At 62.5% G+C, this 20,739-nt stretch carries 17 protein-coding genes; 7 read left to right on the top strand and 10 right to left on the bottom strand.

The annotated features are described in order from the left end of the window. The first annotated feature begins 7 nt into the window (after positions 1–7). Positions 8–976 (top strand): DUF2950 domain-containing protein, encoded by a 969-nt coding sequence (locus ACYVL5_RS10550; RefSeq protein WP_460595529.1) that lies wholly within the window; start codon positions 8–10, stop codon positions 974–976. 54 nt (positions 977–1,030) lie between these two features. On the opposite strand, the gene ACYVL5_RS10545 is transcribed toward ACYVL5_RS10550, so the two are convergent. Both ACYVL5_RS10545 and ACYVL5_RS10540 read right to left on the bottom strand, forming a co-directional pair. After that, positions 1,031–1,963, bottom strand: coding sequence for a universal stress protein (locus tag ACYVL5_RS10545; protein ID WP_460595528.1), 933 nt, complete (start codon positions 1,961–1,963; stop codon positions 1,031–1,033). Positions 1,964–1,967: 4 nt separating this feature from the next. After that, a complete protein-coding gene (locus ACYVL5_RS10540; protein ID WP_460595527.1) occupies positions 1,968–3,272 on the bottom strand; it encodes a divalent metal cation transporter in 1,305 nt (434 codons plus the stop codon). Positions 3,273–3,641: 369 nt separating this feature from the next. On the opposite strand from ACYVL5_RS10540, the gene ACYVL5_RS10535 reads away from it, so the two are divergent. The 6 genes from ACYVL5_RS10535 to ACYVL5_RS10510 all read left to right on the top strand — a co-directional run bounded on the left by ACYVL5_RS10535 (position 3,642) and on the right by ACYVL5_RS10510 (position 8,193). After that, positions 3,642–3,878, top strand: coding sequence for a hypothetical protein (locus ACYVL5_RS10535; protein ID WP_460595526.1), 237 nt, complete (start codon positions 3,642–3,644; stop codon positions 3,876–3,878). Positions 3,879–3,898: 20 nt separating this feature from the next. Beyond that, positions 3,899–4,210 carry a hypothetical protein gene (locus ACYVL5_RS10530; RefSeq protein WP_460595525.1) on the top strand — a complete coding sequence of 104 codons (312 nt, stop codon included), beginning with the start codon at positions 3,899–3,901 and terminating at the stop codon, positions 4,208–4,210. Between the two features lie 82 nt (positions 4,211–4,292). Further along, positions 4,293–4,895 carry an ACT domain-containing protein gene (locus ACYVL5_RS10525; protein WP_460595524.1) on the top strand — a complete coding sequence of 201 codons (603 nt, stop codon included), beginning with the start codon at positions 4,293–4,295 and terminating at the stop codon, positions 4,893–4,895. 469 nt (positions 4,896–5,364) lie between these two features. Continuing rightward, positions 5,365–5,880 carry a SixA phosphatase family protein gene (gene sixA, locus ACYVL5_RS10520; protein ID WP_460595523.1) on the top strand — a complete coding sequence of 172 codons (516 nt, stop codon included), beginning with the start codon at positions 5,365–5,367 and terminating at the stop codon, positions 5,878–5,880. 36 nt (positions 5,881–5,916) lie between these two features. Next, complete coding sequence (locus ACYVL5_RS10515) at positions 5,917–6,582, top strand: helix-hairpin-helix domain-containing protein (RefSeq protein ID WP_460595522.1); 666 nt, start codon at positions 5,917–5,919, stop codon at positions 6,580–6,582. A gap of 15 nt (positions 6,583–6,597) precedes the next feature. After that, positions 6,598–8,193: a Ppx/GppA phosphatase family protein gene (locus ACYVL5_RS10510; RefSeq protein ID WP_460595521.1), complete on the top strand. Its 1,596-nt coding sequence runs from the start codon at positions 6,598–6,600 to the stop codon at positions 8,191–8,193. A 591-nt stretch (positions 8,194–8,784) separates the two neighbouring features. Here the strand turns inward: ACYVL5_RS10510 and ACYVL5_RS10505 are convergent. From ACYVL5_RS10505 to ACYVL5_RS10470, 8 genes are all read right to left on the bottom strand, one after another. Next, positions 8,785–9,285, bottom strand: coding sequence for a chemotaxis protein CheW (locus ACYVL5_RS10505; protein WP_460595520.1), 501 nt, complete (start codon positions 9,283–9,285; stop codon positions 8,785–8,787). A gap of 150 nt (positions 9,286–9,435) precedes the next feature. Beyond that, positions 9,436–11,931, bottom strand: a complete 2,496-nt coding sequence (locus ACYVL5_RS10500) for a glycogen/starch/alpha-glucan phosphorylase (protein ID WP_460595519.1) — start codon at positions 11,929–11,931, stop codon at positions 9,436–9,438. 191 nt (positions 11,932–12,122) lie between these two features. Then, complete coding sequence (locus ACYVL5_RS10495) at positions 12,123–15,470, bottom strand: P-loop NTPase fold protein (RefSeq protein WP_460595518.1); 3,348 nt, start codon at positions 15,468–15,470, stop codon at positions 12,123–12,125. 171 nt (positions 15,471–15,641) lie between these two features. Beyond that, on the bottom strand, positions 15,642–16,889 hold the full coding sequence (locus tag ACYVL5_RS10490; RefSeq protein ID WP_460595566.1) for a DUF6178 family protein: 1,248 nt from the start codon (positions 16,887–16,889) through the stop codon (positions 15,642–15,644). 148 nt (positions 16,890–17,037) lie between these two features. Next, positions 17,038–17,316: a YcgN family cysteine cluster protein gene (locus tag ACYVL5_RS10485; RefSeq protein WP_460595517.1), complete on the bottom strand. Its 279-nt coding sequence runs from the start codon at positions 17,314–17,316 to the stop codon at positions 17,038–17,040. A gap of 8 nt (positions 17,317–17,324) precedes the next feature. Beyond that, a complete protein-coding gene (locus tag ACYVL5_RS10480; RefSeq protein WP_460595516.1) occupies positions 17,325–18,107 on the bottom strand; it encodes a hypothetical protein in 783 nt (260 codons plus the stop codon). A 28-nt stretch (positions 18,108–18,135) separates the two neighbouring features. Then, positions 18,136–19,002 (bottom strand): ExeA family protein, encoded by an 867-nt coding sequence (locus ACYVL5_RS10475; protein ID WP_460595515.1) that lies wholly within the window; start codon positions 19,000–19,002, stop codon positions 18,136–18,138. 94 nt (positions 19,003–19,096) lie between these two features. Beyond that, entirely contained in the window at positions 19,097–20,734 is a 1,638-nt protein-coding gene (locus ACYVL5_RS10470) for a capsule assembly Wzi family protein (RefSeq protein ID WP_460595514.1), read from the bottom strand. Positions 20,735–20,739: the final 5 nt, after the last annotated feature.

Below are 20,739 nucleotides of genomic sequence, written 5' to 3'. Positions count from 1 at the left end.
GCGAGATATGAGAACGACCGACTTTATCGTGAAGGTATGCCTTGGATTGCTGGTGGCCGTTGCCCTGGTGACCGTCGTCCCCTCCCTCAAGGGGGAGCCGATAGCCGCCGCTACCGAGACCGCCCAACTGACCTTCCCCACGCCGGAAGCCGCCGGCCAGGCCATGGTGGACGCGGTCAAGGAGAAGGACCGGCAGCGGCTGTCCCGCATCTTCGGACCCGCCTTCAAGGATCTTGAACCGGGAGACCCGGTGGAGGAGGCCGCGGAGTTCGACCATTTCGCCGGCCACGTGGCGGAAGGGGCGCAACTGGTGAGGGAGGGGGATGCCAAGGCGACCCTTCGGATAGGGAGCAAGAAGTGGCCTTTCCCGATACCTATCGTCAAGAAGAACGACGTCTGGGTCTTCGACACCACCGCGGGGCGGGAGGAGATCCTGAACCGCCGGATCGGGCACAACGAGCTCTTGGCCATCAACGTCTGCCGTTCCTACGTCGATGCCCAGAAGGAGTACTACAACATGCCGGACCAGGACGGCGCCCCGATCCCGAAATACGCCCAGCATCTGATCAGCCGGCCCGGCACCAGGGACGGCCTCTATTGGCCGACCGCCCCCGGGATGAAGCAGAGCCCGCTGGGGCCGCTGGTGGCCAAGGCCAAGGAGGAAGGGTATATGGCCCCGCGCAAGCCGGGCGAACACGGCCGTCGCCCCTTCCACGGCTATTACTTCAGGATTCTTAAAAAGCAGGAGAAGAGCGCCCCGGGCGGGAAATTCAGCTACGTCATCAACGGCAACATGGTGGCCGGCCACGCACTGGTGGCCTACCCGAGCCGTTGGGGCGTCTCGGGGGTGATGACCTTCATCGTGAGCCAGAGCGGCCGGGTCTACCAGAAGAACCTGGGTGCGAAGACCGCCGAAATAGCGCGGAAGATGACCGCCTACAACCCCGACCCGAGCTGGAAGCTGGTCGCCCCGTGACTATCTCGGCTCCCCTTTCGACCCTTCCCTCCTTTTAAAAGCTCTCCCTCCCCTTCAAGGGGAGGGCTCCTCCTCCCCCGCACCCCCCTTCCCCACCGGGACGAGGAGGAGGGGGACCTTCGACTGGCTGCAGATCCGATGCGCCACGCTCCCCGACCAGAACGCCTCCATGCCGGTCTTGCCGTGCGTCCCCAGCACCACCAGGTCGATCTCGGGAAGCTGGGCCGCATCCAGGATCACGCTTGCCGGGTCCCCGCGCATGACGTGCGCGCTCGCCTGAAATCCTTCCTTCCGCAAGGCGGCCTCCAGCTGCGCAAAGTACCTCTCCGCGTCCTGGGTGGTGAGATCGAGCGCCCGCCGGGTCGTCCCCGGAAGCATCCGGCTGGCCAGCGCGGTCTCCCCGGAAATGGTCGCCAGGTCCGGGATGACATAGGCGAGATGGAGGGTCGCTCCGCAGGCCTTGGCGAGCTTCTTGGATACCGGGAGCGACTCGGCATGTTCCGGGTCGTCGTCCAAGGGCACCAGGATGTGGCGGCAGGCGAAGGCGGGAGGGCGCCCTTCGGCGTCGGGATGGGTGATCAGCACCGGTAGCGAGCCGCGGGAGATCACGCTCTGGGCGATGCTTCCGAGAAAGAGGTGGCGGGCGGCTCCCCGGCCGTGGGAACACATGATCACCAGGTCGTGTTCGAGCTCTTCGGCGTGGGCGACGATGCTCCCCGCCACGTCGACCACCTCGCTCGTGTGCACGTGGCACTCGACCGGTACGGAGTCGGGGAAGTAGCGTTCGGCGGCTTCGTGGAGGTAGCTTTCCGCGTCGGCGGGGTGCTGGAGATGGGGCTGGCCGTGGACCTCTTCGGGAGCGTCCTTCTCCACCACGTGCATGAGGGTAACCCGGGCCTTCAACCGCACCGCCAGCAGCGAGGCGGCCGGCAGGGCCGCCTCGGCCATCATTGATCCATCTATCGGTACCAGAATGTGCTTCAGCATGACATCACCCGCTTATGGTCTTGTAGATGAGGTAGCAGTTCAAAAGGACGATGATGGCTGCGATCAACACCGCCATCGCCGTCGTCAACGGCCGGTTGACGAGATCCCCCATTATATCCTTGCGGCTGGTGAAGAGGACCAGGGGAATGACCGCGAAAGGGAGCCCGAAGCTCAACACCACCTGGCTCACCACCAGCGTCCTGGTGGGATCGAAGCCGGCGCCGATCACCGCCACCGAGGGCGCCATGGTGATGATCCTTCTGAGCCAGACCGGTATGTGGCGCTCGAGGAAGCCCTGCATGATGACCTGGCCGGCGCCGGTCCCGACCGTGGAGGAGGAGAGCCCCGAGACCAGCAGCGACAGGCCGAAGATCCACTTGGCCGCCGACCCGAGGAGCGGCTCCAGGGTCCGGTAGGCTTCCTCGATGGAGGCGATGGACGTGTGGCCGGTGCGGTGGAAGGTGGCGGCGGCCATGATCAGCATGGCGGCGTTGACCGAGCTCGCCACCCCCATGGCGACCACCACGTCGGCGAGCTCGAACCGGTAGAGGCTCTTGAGCCGGGCCCGGTCCCGCACCACGATCCGCCCCTGCATGAGGGCCGAATGGAGGAAGATCGCATGGGGCATGACGGTGGCGCCGAGGATCCCGCAGGCGAGAAAGACGCTTTCGGCCCCGGCGAAACGGGGGACGAAGGTGCTGTGGATGACCTTGCCCCACTCGGGGAGGACGATGACGGTCTCGGCCACGTAGCAAAGCGCGATGAGGGCCACCATGGAGGAGATCAGCGCCTCCAGCGGCCGGAAGCCGAAGCGCTCCATGCCGAGGATGAGCATGGTGGCGAGGGCGGTCAAGCCAGCCCCGAGCAGCAGGGGAACCCCCAGCAGGAGCTGGAAACCGAGGGCGGCCCCGAGGAACTCCGCCAGGTCGGTCGACATGGCGACGACCTCCATCAGGGCCCACATCCCCCAGACCACCGGTTTTGGGAAGCGGTCGCGGCAGTGCTCGGCGAGGTTGCGTCCGGTGACCAGCCCGAGCTTGGCGGAAAGCGCCTGGATCAGCATCGCCATCAGGTTGCTCGCCACGATGACCCAGATGAGGAGGTAGCCGAACTGGGCGCCCCCCTGGATGTTGGTGGCAAAGTTGCCGGGGTCTACGTAGGCGACCGAGGCGATGAAGGCCGGCCCCATGAACGGGAGAAAGCGCGCGAAGATATTGCGCTTTTTCTGGCTCCCCAGGACGTTCAGCGCGTTCTCCACCGTCTTCGCGTCGGAGGCCGACATCCGCCCGGATAGCGTGCCGTCGCTCATCGCGCCCCCCTGCTGTCGTTCATCGCGCCGTCCAATTCCGCTTTCAAGCCCCCTCCATGATTGCCGCCCTAGTGCCGTTCCCATTAACCGAGAAGGTATTGTACCACATACCGAGGCCTTCCACTTGGAACCAGGCGGAATCACAGGGGTGATCGAGATCATACGCCCCCCTCCCCTTCGAGGGGAAGGTTGGGGTGAGGATGGCGCTCTTTGCCACGCTGAAGGCAGCGTTGGCTATTAAATGAGCAAAATCACCGCAGCAGACGATCGGCCAGCGCCTCCACTGCCTGAAAATCCGCGCTTTTAGCCGGTTCACTTGCGCTGGCATGGTCCGTGAAGAAGTGCCGGCATCCGACAAGGAGGTGGCTCATGACGCTGATGGTGGACGGAATCGAATATGTGCCGGTGGCGGACGCCGCCGTGCAGCTGGCGACCACCGAGCTGAAGGTCCTGATGCTTGTGAGGCAGAACGCTCTCTGCGGGACCCAGGTCGAGGGGGGCTGGTTCGTGACTTCCGACTCGCTCGCCACCTACCAACCATCGGCACCGGCCGAGCACCCGGCCACCGGTTGTGGAGGGGGCTGCCGCGGGTGTGGCGCCCACTGAACGGTGCGAGGAGGTGCTCCATGGGGCTCATGATCAAGCCGTCTGATCTCAAGTACAAGTACCCGAAGGTTTTCGAGACCCGGGACGAGCCGAAGCTAACCGGCCCGAACGACCCGGCGCCCTTTAACCGGGACGACCTCTTCGACATCATCCCGATGCTCGAGGCGGTCATGGACGAGCTGGGCCGCGACGACGGCCGGACCCTCCACCTGGTCGAGGATATCCTCAACGAAGATCTCCCGCGGTTCGTCAAAAGCCGCGGCGAAGTGTTCCGCTTCCTGGCCGGAAGCACGCGAGAATTCATCGAGGACCACCGGATCGAACCCCGGTAGACGAGGACGGGGGCAGGTAACCACCGCCGACGACGGCCAGCAATCACGATGTGACGTGAATATATACTCAAAGGAGAGAGCCATGAACAGATTAGCCTTCCAGACCAGAGCCCCCAGCGAGAGCTCCGCTTACTCACCCAGCACCATCGGATACACCATAGATCCCATCGCAGGAAAGCCGAACTGCTACACCCTGGTCATCAAGGGGTTCCTCTCCCCGGGATGGACCGGCAGGCTCACTGCCGCACTGGCCCAGCACCGGATCAGCATCGAGCGTGGCGAGGCCGCCAAGGTCAGCCAGAGCGCCTGGTACTCCAGCTTCGAGCTCAAGGCCTCGCCGTTTGCCAGCGATCCCTTGAGCCTGGACTACGCCGCACTGGCAGCGAGAGAGCTCCCATCGGACCGTGCGGTGGCCAGCATCTCGCTGCTGAAGTTCTCGAGCTACCGGGAAGAGGACAGCCTCTTCATGGAGATCAAAGGGGTCGACAGGCTGGGCTTTCTGGGCGACCTCCTCGACTACTTCAGCATGCGCTGCCTGTTCCCGGTGAAGATGACCATCGAGACCGTCGGGAATACCGCCGTGGACCGCTTCTGGCTGCGCGGCGTCGGCGGCTCCCGCCCCTCCGACGCCATCGCCGATGCCATCCGCGAAAACCTCGAAAAGCTTCTCGTCGCCACCGCCTAGGCTCTTTCCGTCAGCAGGTTCCCCAGGTTCTCCTCCCCTCCGGTGAGGGGGGGAGCCCTCCGGCCTTCGCGTCCCGACACGCTACTCAAGCACTTTTACCGGACCTCTGTATCTACCCAATCCGCCAGCGTTCATGCTCGCCGGTTGTCGACATACCTCCTTACCTTCTTACCGGCTTGTCCTGTCGGTTCCGATCCCTTCATCCCCCTCCCCCGTCCCCTACCTCCTCAGGCGACACCGGCGTTTCTAATGAACACCCCTTTCCCATGAGTTGCATTTCGATCCCCTTTCGTTAAAGTTGAGACATTGCCGAACCTGATTAACGAGAATCTTTCCGCTACGTCCCTTCCCTTTCAAGGCGAAGGACAACTTTACCCCATTCTCACCCCGACCCTCTCCTCGAAGAGCGGGGGAAGTCCTCTGCAGCGGAAGTTGGCGACTAATCAGGTTACTGAAAGAAAGGCCCGCCATGATCATTCACGTCGTACGCCACGCCGAAGCCGTGGAACGCTCCCCTCAAGTTTGCGAAGAGCACCGGTACCTGACGACGCGCGGCCGGGAGCGCTTTCGGGATGCCGCCAAGACCTTCAAAAAGAGTGGATTCCAGCCGGATGTCATCCTTACCAGTCCGCTGGTTCGGGCGGTGCAGACCGCGGACATTCTCGCCGAGGCGCTGCACTTTGCCGGTGACTGTGAGATCGCCTCTCTGCTCGCCCCGGGCTTTCGACTTTCTCTCCTTGAGAAATGCCTCGCCGCTCATCGCGAAGCCAAGGAGGTGGTCCTGGTTGGGCACGAACCGGACGTGGGGATGCTCGTTCATGATCTACTCGAGGTTCACGGACCTTGCTCATTGAAAAAGGGAGCCATTGTTTCTCTCGAGGTCGATGGTTTCAGGCCGGGAGAGGCCACGCTGCTGCAGATGATATCGGGAGGGGGAAAGACCATCGACTCGCGTGACGACGTGCTGGCCCGCTTGCAGGAATAACGTTCTTTGCGATTTTTCGGAAAGGGGGATGGGATCATGAGGATGAGGAAGACGACCCGAACGGAACTACGGCAACTGAAGGGCGTGGGCACGGTACTCGCCCAGCGGTTGAGTGATGGCGGCCTGGACAGCATCGACAAGATCGTCAGGGCCGGCGAAGGAGGCCTGCAGGCCATTCCCGGCGTGGGCGCCCGCAAGGTCGGGATCATCCTGGCCCAGGCGGGGGAACTGTCCCGGGAGGGAGTCAGGTACGAGCCCAAGGTGAAGAAAAAGCCGGCCGGTGGGCCCGTCGCCTCCTCCCAAGCGGGAGAGGCGTCCCGAGAGGGAGTCCAAAACGAACCCAAGGCGAATAAGAAACCTGCCGGCGACTCAGCCGCCTCGCCCGATCACGGTGAGGAGCGCAACGTCGACTTGGAGCAGCAGGCGGCCGGAGTGAGGGACCACGCCCGCAACCTGGCCCGGGAGGCCCAGGACCGCTTCGCCGCCAAGCTCGGCGGCAAGGCCGGGAAGAAGCTCTCCGCCGACCTCGTTCGCATCGAGGAAGCGTTGAGGGCTCTCCCCGACGGGCGCCGCCGCTCGCACAGAGCCGGAAAGGCCATGAAAAAAGCGGAGAAGCGGCTGACCGGCCTGGAAGGGAGCGGCCTCGATAGGATACGCAAAGGGATCAGGCGCGCCCGGAAAGCGCTCGACAAGGCGATCTGACCGCAGAGGAACATGATGACCAAAGCGCCGGTGCATAAACTACAACGACCCGCCACCGAGGCCAAAGCGGTCCAATTGCCGCGGCTGGCCGCCATCGACATCGGGACCAACTCCATTCGCAGCATCGTCATCGAATCGCTCCCCAACGGCAAATACCGTATCCTGGACGACGAGCGGGTGCTTGTCCGTCTGGGCGAGGGGTTGAACCAGTCCGGCAAGATCTCCGAGGCTGCCTGGGACCGGGCCATCGAGGCGCTGACCAGGCAGAAGAAGATCATCGACGGCTACCACGTGGGATCGATCCAGGCGGTGGCCACCAGCGCGGTCCGCAAAGCCGCCAACGGCGCCGAACTGGTGAGGGCGATCGAGGAGCAGGTCGGGGTCCAGGTGAACGTCATCAGCGGCAAGGACGAAGCGGAGTTGGCGGCCTTGAGCGCCTTCCACAACTTCGACCTCGAAGGGATTCGCTACCTCATCTTCGACATCGGCGGCGGCAGTCTCGAGGTGATCACGGCGGTAGGGACCCACACGGAAAAACTGATCTCGCTCGAACTGGGGGCGGTATTTTTGACCGAAACCTTCCTGAAGCAGGATCCGGTCAACCCGGAGGAACTCCAGAGGCTGAGGAAGCACGTCAGGAAGACGCTGAAGGTCCAGTATACGGGGGACCGGTTGGGGATGCAGTGCCTGATCGGCTCCGGCGGGGCCATTACCAATATCGCGGCGATGATCACCGCCGCCAAGAAGGAGCGCTACGACTCGCTGCACGGCCACGAGCTCCTTCGCTCCGAGGTGGTGCACCTTTTGGCCATGCTCACCCGCAAGAGCGACCGCGAACGCCGGGCCGTGCCGGGGCTGAACCCGGACCGCTCCGACATCATCGTGGCCGGGGTGGCGGTGGTCGACGAGCTGATGGACTTCTTCAAGGTCAACGTCCTGAAGGTCAATGAGCGCGGCATCCGGGAGGGGCTCATCCTGCAGACCTTGCGTAAGGAGGGGCTCTTCGTCGGGAAGCGGCCCCGCAGCTGGCGGGACTCGGTCCTCGAGTTCGCCAATGCCTGCCATTTCGAGCCTGAGCACTCACGGCAGGTGGGAAAACTCGCGCTGGAAATCTTCCACGCCTTGAACAAGCGGTTCGAACTCTCCGAGAAGAACGCCCGGCTGCTGGAGGCGGCCGCCCTCCTCCACGACGTCGGCTATTTCATCAGCTATTCAAGCCATCACAAGCACTCCTACCACCTGATCCGGCATGCCGACGTCTTCGGCTTCACGCCGCGGGAGCGGGAACTGATCGCCAACATCGCCCGCTATCACCGCAAGGCACTCCCGAAGAAGAAGCACGACGAGTACACCCGGCTCGCCCCCGGCGACCGCACCCTCGTCTCCCGCCTCGGCGGCATCCTCCGCCTGTGCGACGGCCTCGACAGGCGACGCAATTCGGTCGTCGAAGGATTGGAGTTCGCACTCAACGGTAAATCCCTGAAGATCAAGCTGGTCGGGCAGGGTGACCTCTCCGTCGAGGTGCACGGCGCTATGGCGAAAGCGGATCTCTTCGAAGCGGCTTTCGGGCTGAAGCTGGCCGTTGAGGCAGATGGCAACCGGGGCTCTTAACTCCTTCCAGGCAAATCCCCACTGCCCCCCTTTTCAATAAGGGGGGTCCCATTCACTTTAAATTCTCGAATAAGATCTGCCGACCCAACGACCCGTTCGCTGCCGCAGAGAATGCATTCCGCGAGCAAAGGATGACTATCGACGAACCCCAGGTAGTATCCGCCGAGCGGGAAATGCTATTCCTTCCGTAGAGAATCCATTTCACGGGGGACGGATAGCATTCGTCGAGCGCCGTATGGTATCCGCCGAGCGGGAAATGCCATTCCTTCCTCAGGGACTCCATTTCACGGGGGACGGATAGCATTCGTCGAGCGCCGTATGGTATCCGCCGAGCGGGAAATGCCATTCCTTCCTCAGGGAATCCATTTCGCGGGGGACGGATAGCATTCGTCGAGTGCCGTATGGTATCCGCCGAGCGGGAAATGCCATTCCTTCCGTAGAGAATGCATTTCACGGGGGGACGGATAGCTTTCGTCGAGCGCCGTATGCCTTTGGGTTAGCTTGCCCGTGAGTTTCCCACGTACGCTACCAATAAAAAAGGGACCGACGCTTGCGCCGGTCCCCGCTGGATCCATCCTGACTTCCCGCTCCCTAGCCGTTCATCAGCATCAGGCTTTCCTGCTCCTCGGAGCTGAACATCCGGTCCAACTGCAGCATAAGCAGCAGGTGGTCGGAGTGCTGGATCACCCCGCAGATGAAGTCCTGGTCGACCCCGCCGGCCACCATGGCGGGAGGAGGCTGGATCTCGCCGCTGGAGATCCTGATCACCTCGGAAACGCCGTCCACGATGAATCCCATCAACTTGCCGCCGATGTCCATCACCATGATCCTCGTGTGGTGGTCGACCTCGTTGAACTCCATGCTGAAGCGTTTCCTCAGGGAAACGATCGGTATCACCTGGCCGCGCAGGTTGATGATCCCCTCGATGTAGTGCGGGGTGTTCGGTATATGGGTAATGCCGGTCATGCGGATGATTTCCCTGACCTTCAGGACCTCCACCGCATACTCCTCGGCACCCAGGTTGAAGCTGACCAGCTGGATCAGCTCGTGCTGTGTCTCACTTTTCTTTACGGGTAGGTTCTGGGCTGACATTGTTCCTCCTGGTTGCCTGCACTCACGGTACGGTAACTGTCTTGACACTGAACCTGGCCCGGGGATTCAAGGGCAGGCGTGTCGTCATGGATCAGTTATCGGCAAGACGCCAGTAACCTTGAGAAAAAGAGCGTTAACCAGATCCAATAGCTACTCGGCCGGAACCGGTTTCAAATGCCAGATGTCCCGGTTGTACTCGCCGATCGTCCTGTCGGTGGAGAACTTGCCGCTGTGAGCCGTATTGATGATGCTCATCCTGGTCCAGCGCTCCCTGTCCCGGTAGGCTTCCGACACGCGCTGCTGCGCGTTGACGAAGCTGCGGAAATCGGCGGCGACCATCCAGAGGTCGCGCGGGTTCATGATCGAGGCGATGATGGGTTCGAAGATGCCGGTCTCGAACATGTTGAAATGCCCGCTGGTCAAAAGCTGCATCACCCGGCTCAGGTCGGGATCGTTGGCGACGATCGAGGCGGGATGGTAGTTGTGCCGCATTTCCTCAACCTCGGAGGCGGTCAGCCCGAAGACGAAGAAGTTGTCGTCTCCCACCTCCTCGCGGATCTCGATGTTGGCCCCGTCCAGGGTGCCGATGGTGACCGCGCCGTTCATCATGAACTTCATGTTGCCGGTCCCCGAGGCCTCCTTGCCGGCGGTCGATATCTGCTCCGAGAGATCGGTTCCCGGGCAGATGATCTCCATGGCGGTGACGCGGTAGTTGGGGAGGAAAGCGACCTTCAGCCTGCCGTTGACCACCGCGTCGTCGTTGATGACCTTGGCCACGTTGCAGATCAGCTTGATGATCAGCTTGGCCATGTAGTAGCCCGGAGCCGCCTTGCCGCCGATCAGCACGCAGCGGTCCGTCCAGTTTTCGGTGTCGCCGCGCTTGATCCGGTCGTAGAGGTGGATGACGTGGAGGATGTTGAGGAGTTGCCGCTTGTACTCGTGGATCCTTTTTACCTGGACGTCGAAAAGCCCATGCGCGTCGAACTCGACGCCGCACTGCTCTTTGACCAGGGCTGCCAGCCGTTGCTTGTTGATCTGCTTCACCTGGTACCAGCGCTCCCGGAATTCGGGGTCGTCGGCCAGGGGGGCGATCTCCCGGATGTGCGCGAGGTCGGCCACGAACCCCTCCCCGATGCGGTCGGCGATCAGCCTGCTCACCCCCGGGTTGCACCAGGCGAGCCAGCGGCGCGGGGTCACCCCGTTGGTCTTGTTGTTGAACTTTTCCGGCCAAAGCTCGTAGAAGTCGCGGAAAAGCCCCTCCACCAGCAGTTGCGAGTGGAGGGCGGCGACGCCGTTCACCGAGAAGCTCCCCACGATGGCGAGGTAGGCCATCCTGACCTGCGGATCGGCCCCCTCCTCGATGATGGACATCCTCCTCAGCCGGTCGTTGTCGCCCGGCCAGCGGCTGGAGACTTCCGAGAGGAAGCGGGCGTTGATCTCGAAGATGATCTCCAGCACGCGGGGGAGCAGCTGCCGGAAGAGGTCCAGCGACCACTTCTCGAGCGCTTCGGGGAGCAGGGTGTGGTTGGTGTAGGCCATGCACCTGCTGGTGATGTTCCACGCCTCTTCCCATCCCATCCCCTGCTCGTCCATCAAAAGCCGCATCAGCTCGGGAACCGCACAGCTTGGGTGGGTATCGTTCAACTGGAAGCAGTTCTTGTCGCCGAACTCGGTGAAATCCCTGCCGTTACGGGATATCCAGCGGGCGATGACGTCCTGGAGGCTCGCCGAGGCGAGGAAGTACTGCTGACGAAGCCTCAGCGCCTTGCCGCTCTCGCTGGCGTCGTTGGGGTAGAGAACCATGGTGATGTTCTCGGCGGCGTTCTTCATGGCCACCGATTCCGTGTAACTGCCGGCGTTGAACTCGTCGAGGTCGAACTCGTCGGTGGCCGCAGCCTTCCAAAGCCTCAGGGTGTTGACCGTCCCGTTGCGGTACCCGGGGATCGGGATGTCGTAGGGGACCGCCAGCACGTCGTGGGTGTCGACCCAGCGGAAGTGACCGCGCCCCTGGTAGTCGCGCATGAATTCGCTGCGCCCGCCGAAACGGACTATCTGGGTGTACTCCTGACGCTCGAGCTCCCAGGGGTGGCCGTCCCGCAGCCAGTGGTCCGGTTCCTCCACCTGGCGGCCGTCCTCGATCCGCTGCCGGAACATGCCGTACTCGTACCGGATGCCGTATCCCATCACCGGAAGCTGCAGGGTCGCGCAACTGTCGAGGAAGCAGGCGGCGAGGCGCCCAAGGCCGCCGTTGCCAAGCCCCGCGTCGATCTCCTCGTCGGTGATCTCCTCCATGGTGACGCCGATCTGGTGCACGGCGGCGGCTACCTCGTCGGTGATGCCGAGATTCAGCATGGAGTTCCCCAGCGCCCTTCCCATGAGAAATTCCAGGGAGAGGTAGTAGCAGCTCTTGGTACTGGCGGCGATGTAGGCGTAGCGGGTCTTGTTCCAGCGTTCCAGGAGTCGCTCGCGGATGGTGAAGGCGAGGGCCTGGTAGTGATAGCGAAGGGAGCGGCAGTACTTGTCGCGTCCCAGGTGGTGTGCGTAGTGGTGTTCGAAGTTCCTGACCAGGCTCGCCGCGTCCATCGGCAGCGGCGGAAGATCCTCAAGTCCTGGAGTCCTGATTGTTTTTAGGCGGTGACCCGGCATCTGTTCGCTCCTTTTTACCGGCCTGTGAAGTCCGGAGCTTAAATGATCCTCTCAAGTTTACCGGCTTTCCCGGATTTAAAAACCCCGGAGTGTCACGGAAAACGAAAAAGGGATGCTGCTCTGGGTGAGCCGGGAGAGTCTAAACTATTTTGCGATGCAAAGCTACCGGTGCCTTTGGCGGACAATGGTGTCTACCTGCTCGACGAGGCTTCCCCACAGTAGAAGGTGTACCTTGAGACGATGTCGACGAAATCTCTGTACCTGGTCATGTCGTTCTCAATGGATCCCGCGTTTTTTTCTTTCAGCAGGAATATTGTTTGATCCACTTTCTCAAGGAGGTCGTTGGTATCGGTGACTGGAATCGCGAGTGCGTCGCACCAGTTTTTCAGGATTTCCGTGAAAGTTCCACCGCCTGCCTCCATCTCCAATCCCACTCGAAAAACCGGCAGCAGCCGCGGTGCCACCGGGACCCCCAGGCTGATGGCCAACAGGGTGAGCACGATCCGGTACTGCCCGTTCTCCTTGTCGAGATAGGACGGGTGCTCCTTCATCGAGAAGGCGTTCACCCTGATCAGCCGGTAGATGTTGATAAAGGCCTTGGTCTTGCGGGGAGTCCCGATGAAGGGAAAAAGGCCGGTGATGAACTGCTGCTCGTACTCGTGCAGGATCATCGCCTTGATCCGTTGTTCCGCCACAAAACGGGCCTTTTTCTCGAGCTCGTCGTCCTTCTCAACGCCATCCGCCTTCGTCACCTCCTTCGGTGGCGGCTGTTGCCCCCCCTCCCCTTTGCCATCCGGCGTCTCACCCGAGGTATTCTGAGCCTGACTTGCGGCCGTTTTCTTCTCAACGCCGGTTCCCGCATCCTGAGGAGGAAAAGGCTTTGTTTCGCCGGATGCTTCGGCCGACCGCTTCAAGGCGGCTTCCCGCGGCTCGTTGATCATCCTTAGCACCAGAGCCCCGTAAGTTTCGGCAGTCATGGCAGGAAGGGTGAAGGGGATCTGGAAGATCTTTTCGAGGTAGTTGTGCGCGCTGAACCGGTGGACCGGCTCGTTTGGGCGCTCCTTCGCTCCGTCGGGGTTGTATTCCTCGTTGAGGGAGCGCTCGAGCCAGCGTGAATCGACCGCAACCACCACCACGAAAAGGTCGAAGGCCAGGAGCAGGTGTACCGCCTGCAGAACCTCCACGACCCGCTTGGGGGGGCAGCGGTCCAGGTCGTCGATATAGAGGATGATCCGTTCCACGGGTCGGGTGTCGGTGTCGCTGCGCTTGGTAGCCGTCCGCGCGTAGTTTTCCTGCCAGTCGACCAGGGTTTTCTTGAGCTTCTCGAAGTCCTGCCTGATTACCGAGATGAGGCCCAGGCGGTCCAGATAGCGCGAGTCGGCCGCCTTACCCTGGAGAAAATCATAGACCAGCCCGCCCGAGTCGATGCGCTGGATCTCGGCCTGGGCCGCCGAGATCTGGCGGTCCGCCTCCTCGATTTTCCTCTGCTGCGTCGCAATTTCCGCATCGGCTTTCTTGAGATTCTTAGATGCTTGGGTCTCGGCGCGGCTGACCGTGTCCATTATCAGGGATCGGTTATGCATTTCCGTCTGGACCTTGTCGAGGTAGGTGATGGCTGCGGAAACCGAGGATAGCTTCTTACCCACCCACGCCGAGATTCCGCCCAGGACGGTGGTGAGCTGGAGAACCGGTGCGACGAAGGCCCTGACCGTCTCCTGGTCACCGGCGAATCGCCTAAGCAGTAGGGGGATGGCAACGGCCAAGCCCGTACAGGCCGCCAGGACGCCAAGCGACATCCAGAGTTGCTTCCCGGAGAAAAGGGTAGCCAGAAGGGAGTTTACCCCCGATCTCTTCGAGTAAATCTGCCGCAGTTGCAGGTAAACCCTTCTCGCTTCGGTGGCGCTGTCGATGACGTCGGTGATCCCCAACTCCTTGGCGGTCCGTTCCGCGTCCTGCTTCAAGGATTGGAAAGTCTTGTCATCCTTCCCGGAGGCGTTCACCGTCATCACCGCCTCCCATACCCTCTGCAGGCGATCCGCCTCGTAATCAGCCTTCGCCTTTGCCCGGTCTCTTTCATGTTTCTGGAGCTCGGCCACCGCCTCCTGCCGCTTTGCCTTGGCGACCTCGATCGCCCCTTCCGCCTGCTCCTTTTCCAGGGCGCTCGAGGATATCTTGCTCCTGAGCTGCTGCCTCGCCTGGGCGGGCTTCTCGGCCTTCCCGGCCAGGTTGTCGGTGAGGCCGTTGAATATATGGGAGGCAAGGCTCGCCCAAAGATCGGAGTCGACGTAGTGCCAGGCGTTGAACTCGATCTGGACCGCACGGGTCACGGCCCCCTCGCCGGCGGTGGATGCCCCCCCCTTCCCCGTCATAAGCTGGATGTTTTCCTGCATGAGCCGCATGAAGAAGGTTTTCCCGACGCCCCAATCTCCCAGCAGGCAGAGCGCCAAGGGGGGGTGGATGCTCTGTGCCACCAGGAGGGCAGCGAAGATCCCCGCCTGATCCTTGAGGTCGAGCCGGTCCCGGTCGAGGAAATTGGCAGCCTCCGTGGAAATCGAATCGGTCTCGACCCAGGCATGGGGCGGAAGGAGGGGCGGCATTGACTGTGGGGCCTCGCGTAACTCTCCCCACATCTTTTCCAGCCTCAGTGCGGTCTCGGCAGGAAGTTCCTCACCGTTTTCGGCCTCTTGCCATGCTATCCTCGGGTCGATCTGCTTCTCCAGGGTCTGCACGTCGATGAGGGGCGTGGGGGCCAGGTAATCCCAGTCGATGTCGGCATGGGTCCGTGCCTCTCCTTTTTTGCGGGAGGCGGCCTCGGTGGAGACGACGGTACCGGACCCGACGAGCCCGGCCAGGTCACCCCGACGCATGAGAAAGACACGGTCATCCTTCTTCAACTCTCTTCCCACGTCCCAGTTGGCCGTGATGTACCCGCCCTCCCTGAAGTGATCGAAGAAGGTCCTGAAGTACTCTTCAGAGGCTGAAATCGTCGACGACGGGAGCGCCAGGAGATAGGTATCCCTCGCCTCCCGAGCCGGGGCGCCACCCTCCTGGCTGCTGCTTATCGTGTTGATGAGATCCTCGTAGCGGGACTCCTCATTGACCATGATCCTGATGCGGGCAGCCGAGTTCGAGCTATTCATCTCCTCGACGACCGCACGGTAGACGTCGAAATCCTTCAGCCCTCCGGCACCGGTCCCCAGCAGCGGGGTCTGGACGTCGCCTACCTCCTCGTCCTTGTCGAGGTAGACCGCCAGCGAGGCGAAGATGCTGCGTATCGCCTCGATGTGGGAAAGGTTCCGGCTGACCGAGGTGGCCCAGCCGACCTTCCGGCACATTGCCTTTGGCGAGACGACCGGCTCCACGATGAGGTCCCCTAAGGGCGACGCATCCTGGCGCAGGGGAATATCAAACCCCTTGGCAAGCTCTATGATGGCGGGGCTGATGGTACCCTGGGCCGAGCGGGGCAGTATGCAGAGGTCGGTGGGTTTGTTGAGGAGTCCACCCAGCTCGATGATGACGCGTTCGTTGGCAGGCATCATGTCCGGTCTCCCGTCGCAAGGATGAGAACAACCGAGACACCTATATCATTAGGTAGGGGAAAGTAAAGACGGGCTAATCAATAATCCGGGTGAGAAGTCGCGGCGTGAGGTGATTTTGAAAGGGGGGAATTTGGGCCCGACTCTCCAGCCGTGCCCAAATTCCCTTGTCGGTCAGCCGGCCAGTTCGGCCAGGAGGTCGGCGGCCCGCTTGACGTCGCCCAGGTCGCGGAACTCGCGGTAGGCGTCGACGGCATCGGGGTCGAGGGCGCGGTAGTAGCGGGGACGCCTGGCCAAAATGCCTTCCAGGAGCTTTTCCGTCGCGGGATCGGTCGCCTTGATCTTCTCCGCCTCGAAGTGCAGCTGGTACACGATGCTGAAGCCCAGCTGAAAAAGGTGCTTGAGGTGCTCGTTCCGGAGGATCCCGGCCGCTTTCGTTTCATCGGTGCCGCAGAGGCTTTCCAGCGCGATATTGAGATAGCCGCAGGTGCGCCGGGCGATGTCGCCCATCGCTTCGGGATCCCTCATCGCCTCCCCTTCGGCCACCAGGGCGCTATTCACCAGGTAGTTCAGCTCCTGCACGAGGGCCGGACGCTCGGCAATCCCCAAGGCACGGAAGAAAAGGGTTTCGTCCTGCGGCGGAAGCGGTATGACGGCGCCCTCTTCGGCGCTCAGGGAGAGATCCTTGTCCCCCTCGAGCTGGAAGTTTGCCGGATTGACACGGGCGTAGATGGAGATCGCTTCCTCGAAGGGAGGAAAGCCGAGATCTTCCAGGCGGCCGGTCCTGAAGCGGAGGCAGCTCTCCTCGAGCTCGAGATCGACATCCCCCTTGATCCCCTCCATGAGGGCGGTGTAGAGCGGGTTGTCCAGCTTGATGAGCATGGAGACGAAGGCCCCGATCAGCTGGCTGTGCTCGGGGTTTTTGAAGGTCAGCATGAAAACGCCGTCGAAGGTGTGGTCATATTCCGCCAGACGCTCCTCGTCGTTGCTCTGGTCGCCGATCCCTCCCCCGACGATCAGCTCGCGGGACAAAAAGAGCTGCAGGAATTCGAAGTCGAGCCGATTCAGCAGCTGGTGGACCCGCGCCTCGCCCCCTTCCAGGAAATGGGCCAGCCATTCGCACGCCTTGTCCTCGGAGAAATCGTAGCCATCCCAGGTCTCGAGGTCGAAGAAAAAGACCGACTGCTCGGGCGAGGCAAGCTCCAGGAGCTCCACCGCGTCGCTCTCCCCGATCTCCTTCACCAGCCAGTAGAATTCCTGCGGCTCGAAGGAGGCGGCGAGCCTTTTGGCATCCGGGTCGGAGACGATCAGCTCCATCTTTTCCTTGGCGCCCCTCGTTGCCAGGTACCTCCGCTTCTCCTCCAGATCCAATGCGTGGAAAGCCTTGCCGGAAAGCCTGCCATTCGCTTCGAATTTAATCACTTTTGCCAATTCGCTGTCTCCTGTTGTAGGCGGGCACTCGGTGCCCACGCGTATCTTTATGGTAATGGTGGGCAGGGGCTGCCCACCCTACAAACCTGCCCTCACCCGGCCTTCGGCCACCCTCTCGCCTGAAGGGGCGAGGGGATCTTTACTCGCTCTCTTTTTTGAGCGCGACCTTGTAGCCGCAGGTGCGGTGAAGCCACTTGAGCTCCTTGACCAACTCGGGGGTGAGCTGGACACACTCGGGGTTCACCTTGAAGCGCTTGTTGTACACCTTGCACCGCCGGGTCGAGATGTCGAGATACCGGCACGGTGTCGAGGTGTAGAGGATCCTGCCGTCCTCGTCTTCCAGCTTTTCAAAACAGCAGAGGCCACACTGATTACAGAGGGCCTCCCAGTTTTCCGTCGATTTGTCTCGTGGTGCCACTGTCTCTCCTATTCGCCCCCGGTGAGCGGTACCTCGACGGTCCCGCCCTTTCCGCTCAAACGGACTTTGTCCTCGAAGATCTTCTCGATCCGGTAGCCGTCGACGCTTCCACCCTGCTGCAGCATCCGTCCGTTGACGATGGCAGCGCTCGATTCGCTGTTGTTTTGCCAGGCGATGCCGGTCACCCTCAACTCGGGACGGGGAGGCTCGGCGGCTGCCGGGACCGGAGCTACGGGCGCCAACTGGAGAGGAACCGCGGCCGGTTGAACGGCAGCCGTGGAACGGGAAGTGCCGGGGCGCACCGCCTTGGTGGCCGCGGCCGTACGGGGCGCCGGTTGAGCGGCTGTCGCCACCTTGGCCACCGGCTGCTTGGCCGCGACTTTGACGGGGCCTGCGCTTTTGGCGGAAGGCGCCGGAGCTCGCTTGGCGGCTACCGGGGCTACTGCGGTTGCCGGGGCGACGGCAGCAGGTACGGGGGCGGGTGCCGCCGCAGGAGCGGCCGGTGCAACAGCCGGGGTTGCTTTCGTTGCCACCGCAGCCGGCGCCGGTTCGGCCCTCACGGCCTGAACCGGAGAAGTGGCAGCAGGAGCGGCGACCTTCTCGTTATGCTTGCTGAATCCGCCCATGGCGGCATAGGTGAGAAACGCCGCCACCGCGGCCCCGCCGATGACGCCGACCGGGAGCACCCAGGAGGGGCGCTGCTGGCGGGGTGCGACGATCCGCTCCGGACCGCCTCGCCGGGTGGAGGTGGACTGTTCGGCCTTTTCAAGGGCCTTAAGTATCGAACTCATCGGGTATTCTCCTCGGTCCTGTCAGATATCAGCGGGGCAGAAACCGCAGCAGGCGGCTGAAGAAGGCCACCCCCCTGGCGTAGGGGCTTCGTCCCGTCACCTCGGAAATCGCCTGGGAGGCGATCCGTCCGGTGATGACCCGCGTCTCGTCGGTATAGCCGATCAGGAGCGCGCGGTCGCATACGATGTTCACCAGCCGCGGGACGCCCCCGGAGAAGCGGTAGATCTTCTTGAGGGCGCCCGGGGTGAACTGGGCGGCACGGAACCGGCCGGCGAGTTCCATCCGGTGGTCGATGTAGCGGCCGACGCAGTCGAAGTCCATCGGCAGCAAGTGGTAGCGGACCGTGATCCTCTGGTTGAGCTGCCGCAGCTCGTCCTTGGCCAGCAGGGCCAAAAGCTCGGGCTGCCCGGAGAGGACGATCTGGATAAGCTTGTCGGTCTCGGTCTCCAGGTTGGAGATCAGGCGTATCTGCTCCAGCACCTCGGCCGAGAGGTTCTGCGCCTCGTCCATGACCAGCACCACCGCCCGCCCGGCCTCTTTCTGCTCGAGGAGGAAGGTGTTGAGCTGCTGCAGGAGGTCGATCCTGCTCTCCATCTCCCAGGGGATGCCGAACTCCCGGTTGATGCTCCGGAGAAGCTCCAAGGACGACAGGCAGGGGTTGAAGATCAGCGCGGTGCGGTGCCCCTTGGAATCCAGCCGGTTGAGGAAGGTCCGCAAAAGGGTGGTCTTCCCGGTCCCGACCTCACCGGTAAGCTCCACGAACCCGGCCCGGCTTTCGATGGCGTAGAGGAGGTGGGCAAACGCCTCCCGGTGCCGCTCGCTCATGAAGAGAAAACGGGGGTTCGGGGTGATGGTGAACGGACTTTCCCGGAAGCCGAAAAACTCACAGTACATAGCGGATACCTTCGCTGATTTGGGGGCCGGAAAACGTGATCAGGAAATATAGCGCGAATCGAGGAGGAAATAAAGAGTTAGCAGGCAAGCGAGGCTAATATCGGTAGGAGAGTTCGGCCCGCAGCAGTTCGTTGGTACGGTTCACCCCCGGCTGCAGGTTGAAGTTTTCCACCCGTTCGTGCCCCCAGGACAGGAGCGCGTTCCACTCCCCTTTCACCGGCACCATCCAGAAGACCCGGACCGCATACTTCTTCTCCAGGGCCTCCATGGTCCCGGCCGCGTCGTACCGGCCGGTGGCGTCGATGGGAAGACGCCCCATGTCGCCTCGGGTGGTCCGGATCCCCTCGATGGCCAGGTTGTTGCGCGGGGAGAACCAGTGGCTGTAGCGCAGGAAGAAATCCTGGCTGGCGCCCCCCTGGGAGTGGCCGATAGGGAGGTCGTAACGGAGGTACCCCTCGGGGAAGGTGCCGTTGGCGTAGAGGATGTTGTTCCCCAGGAAGTACTCGAAACGGAGATCGTCGGCCCCGTCGGCGGTCAGCCGCGGGATGTAGAACCCGGCCACGTAGCTCTCCACGATGGGCCAGAAGGCGGCGGCATCCTCTCCGGAGTACTCGGCAAAGATCTCGGTATTGCGCAGGGAAGGGATCCGCCAGCGGAGTTCGATCCCCGCCAGCGAGTTGGAGTTGTCGTTGTTGAACCCGCCGATCAAGCCGCGCAGGGTCTCCAGGGTGCTGTTGTCGATTCCCGGCCCGCCGACCTGCCGGCCGAGGTTGATCCCGAACTCGAGCTGCTCGAGCGGCTTGAAGGAAACCTTGGCGGCCATAAACATCGGCTGCCGCTCCTGCCCGTCGGTTACCGTGCGTTCCGACTGGGCCACCAGCAGGGTGTACTTGAGGTCCCACAGGTAGCGGCTCACCACCGGCTCCGGGCTGGAGAGCTTGACGAAGTCGAAGTTCTTCGGATTGTCCGTCAGGGTGATCGCTCCCCGGTAGCCGAGCCCCAGCCAGTTTTCGTCCCGCCCCGCCTCGAGCTCGATCCCCCCTCCCCCGATCTTCAGGTATCCCTTGTCGAGGCGGAGAGTGGATTTGCGGTCCGCCTCCGACCAGAGGTACATCGGCTCGACCAGGAAGGAGGCGATCCTGCCGAAGTATCCCTCGGTGTCGAAGCGGATATCGAAGTTATGCCCCTCTCGGTAGATCACCCCCTCGTTGTTTTCCATGAGCGGGGTCCCTTCGCTGCCACGCTGCTGGGACGGGGATGGATAGGGATTGGGGGGGCGAAGGCCGCTGCCGATGCCGAAGACACCGTCGTTGCCGGGATCGTTGAAGGTACGGAAGTAGTCGCGGGGAACCCCGTCCAGGTGGACGTAGCGAAGGCGGGCGTTGGAAACCGGGTTGAAGTCGAATAACGGCGCCGGGTCGGGGCGGTCGTGGAGAAAGGCCTCGCGGGGGATGAGCGTTCTGAGGCGGCTGCAGATCTCCCGGGCCAGGGGGGGATACTCCCCGGCTTCCAGGCGTCCCTCGGCCTCCAGAAGGAGCCGGGCGGCCTCGCTCTTCGAATAGGGGCGGATCCCTTTGATGTCGCTGGTCACCAGCCCATAACCGGCCAGCTTCTCCAGGTAGAGATAGATCGGACTGTCGAGCGGGATGTTGGCCGAAGAAAGGGCCCAGGAAGAACGGGGAAGAACGCAGAGAAAGATTGCCAATAAAAGTAGCGACTTGTATAGCTTCATCTAAA

The organism is Geomonas sp. Red276 (assembly GCF_054784495.1).
This window is presented reverse-complemented; position numbering and strand designations above follow the sequence as displayed.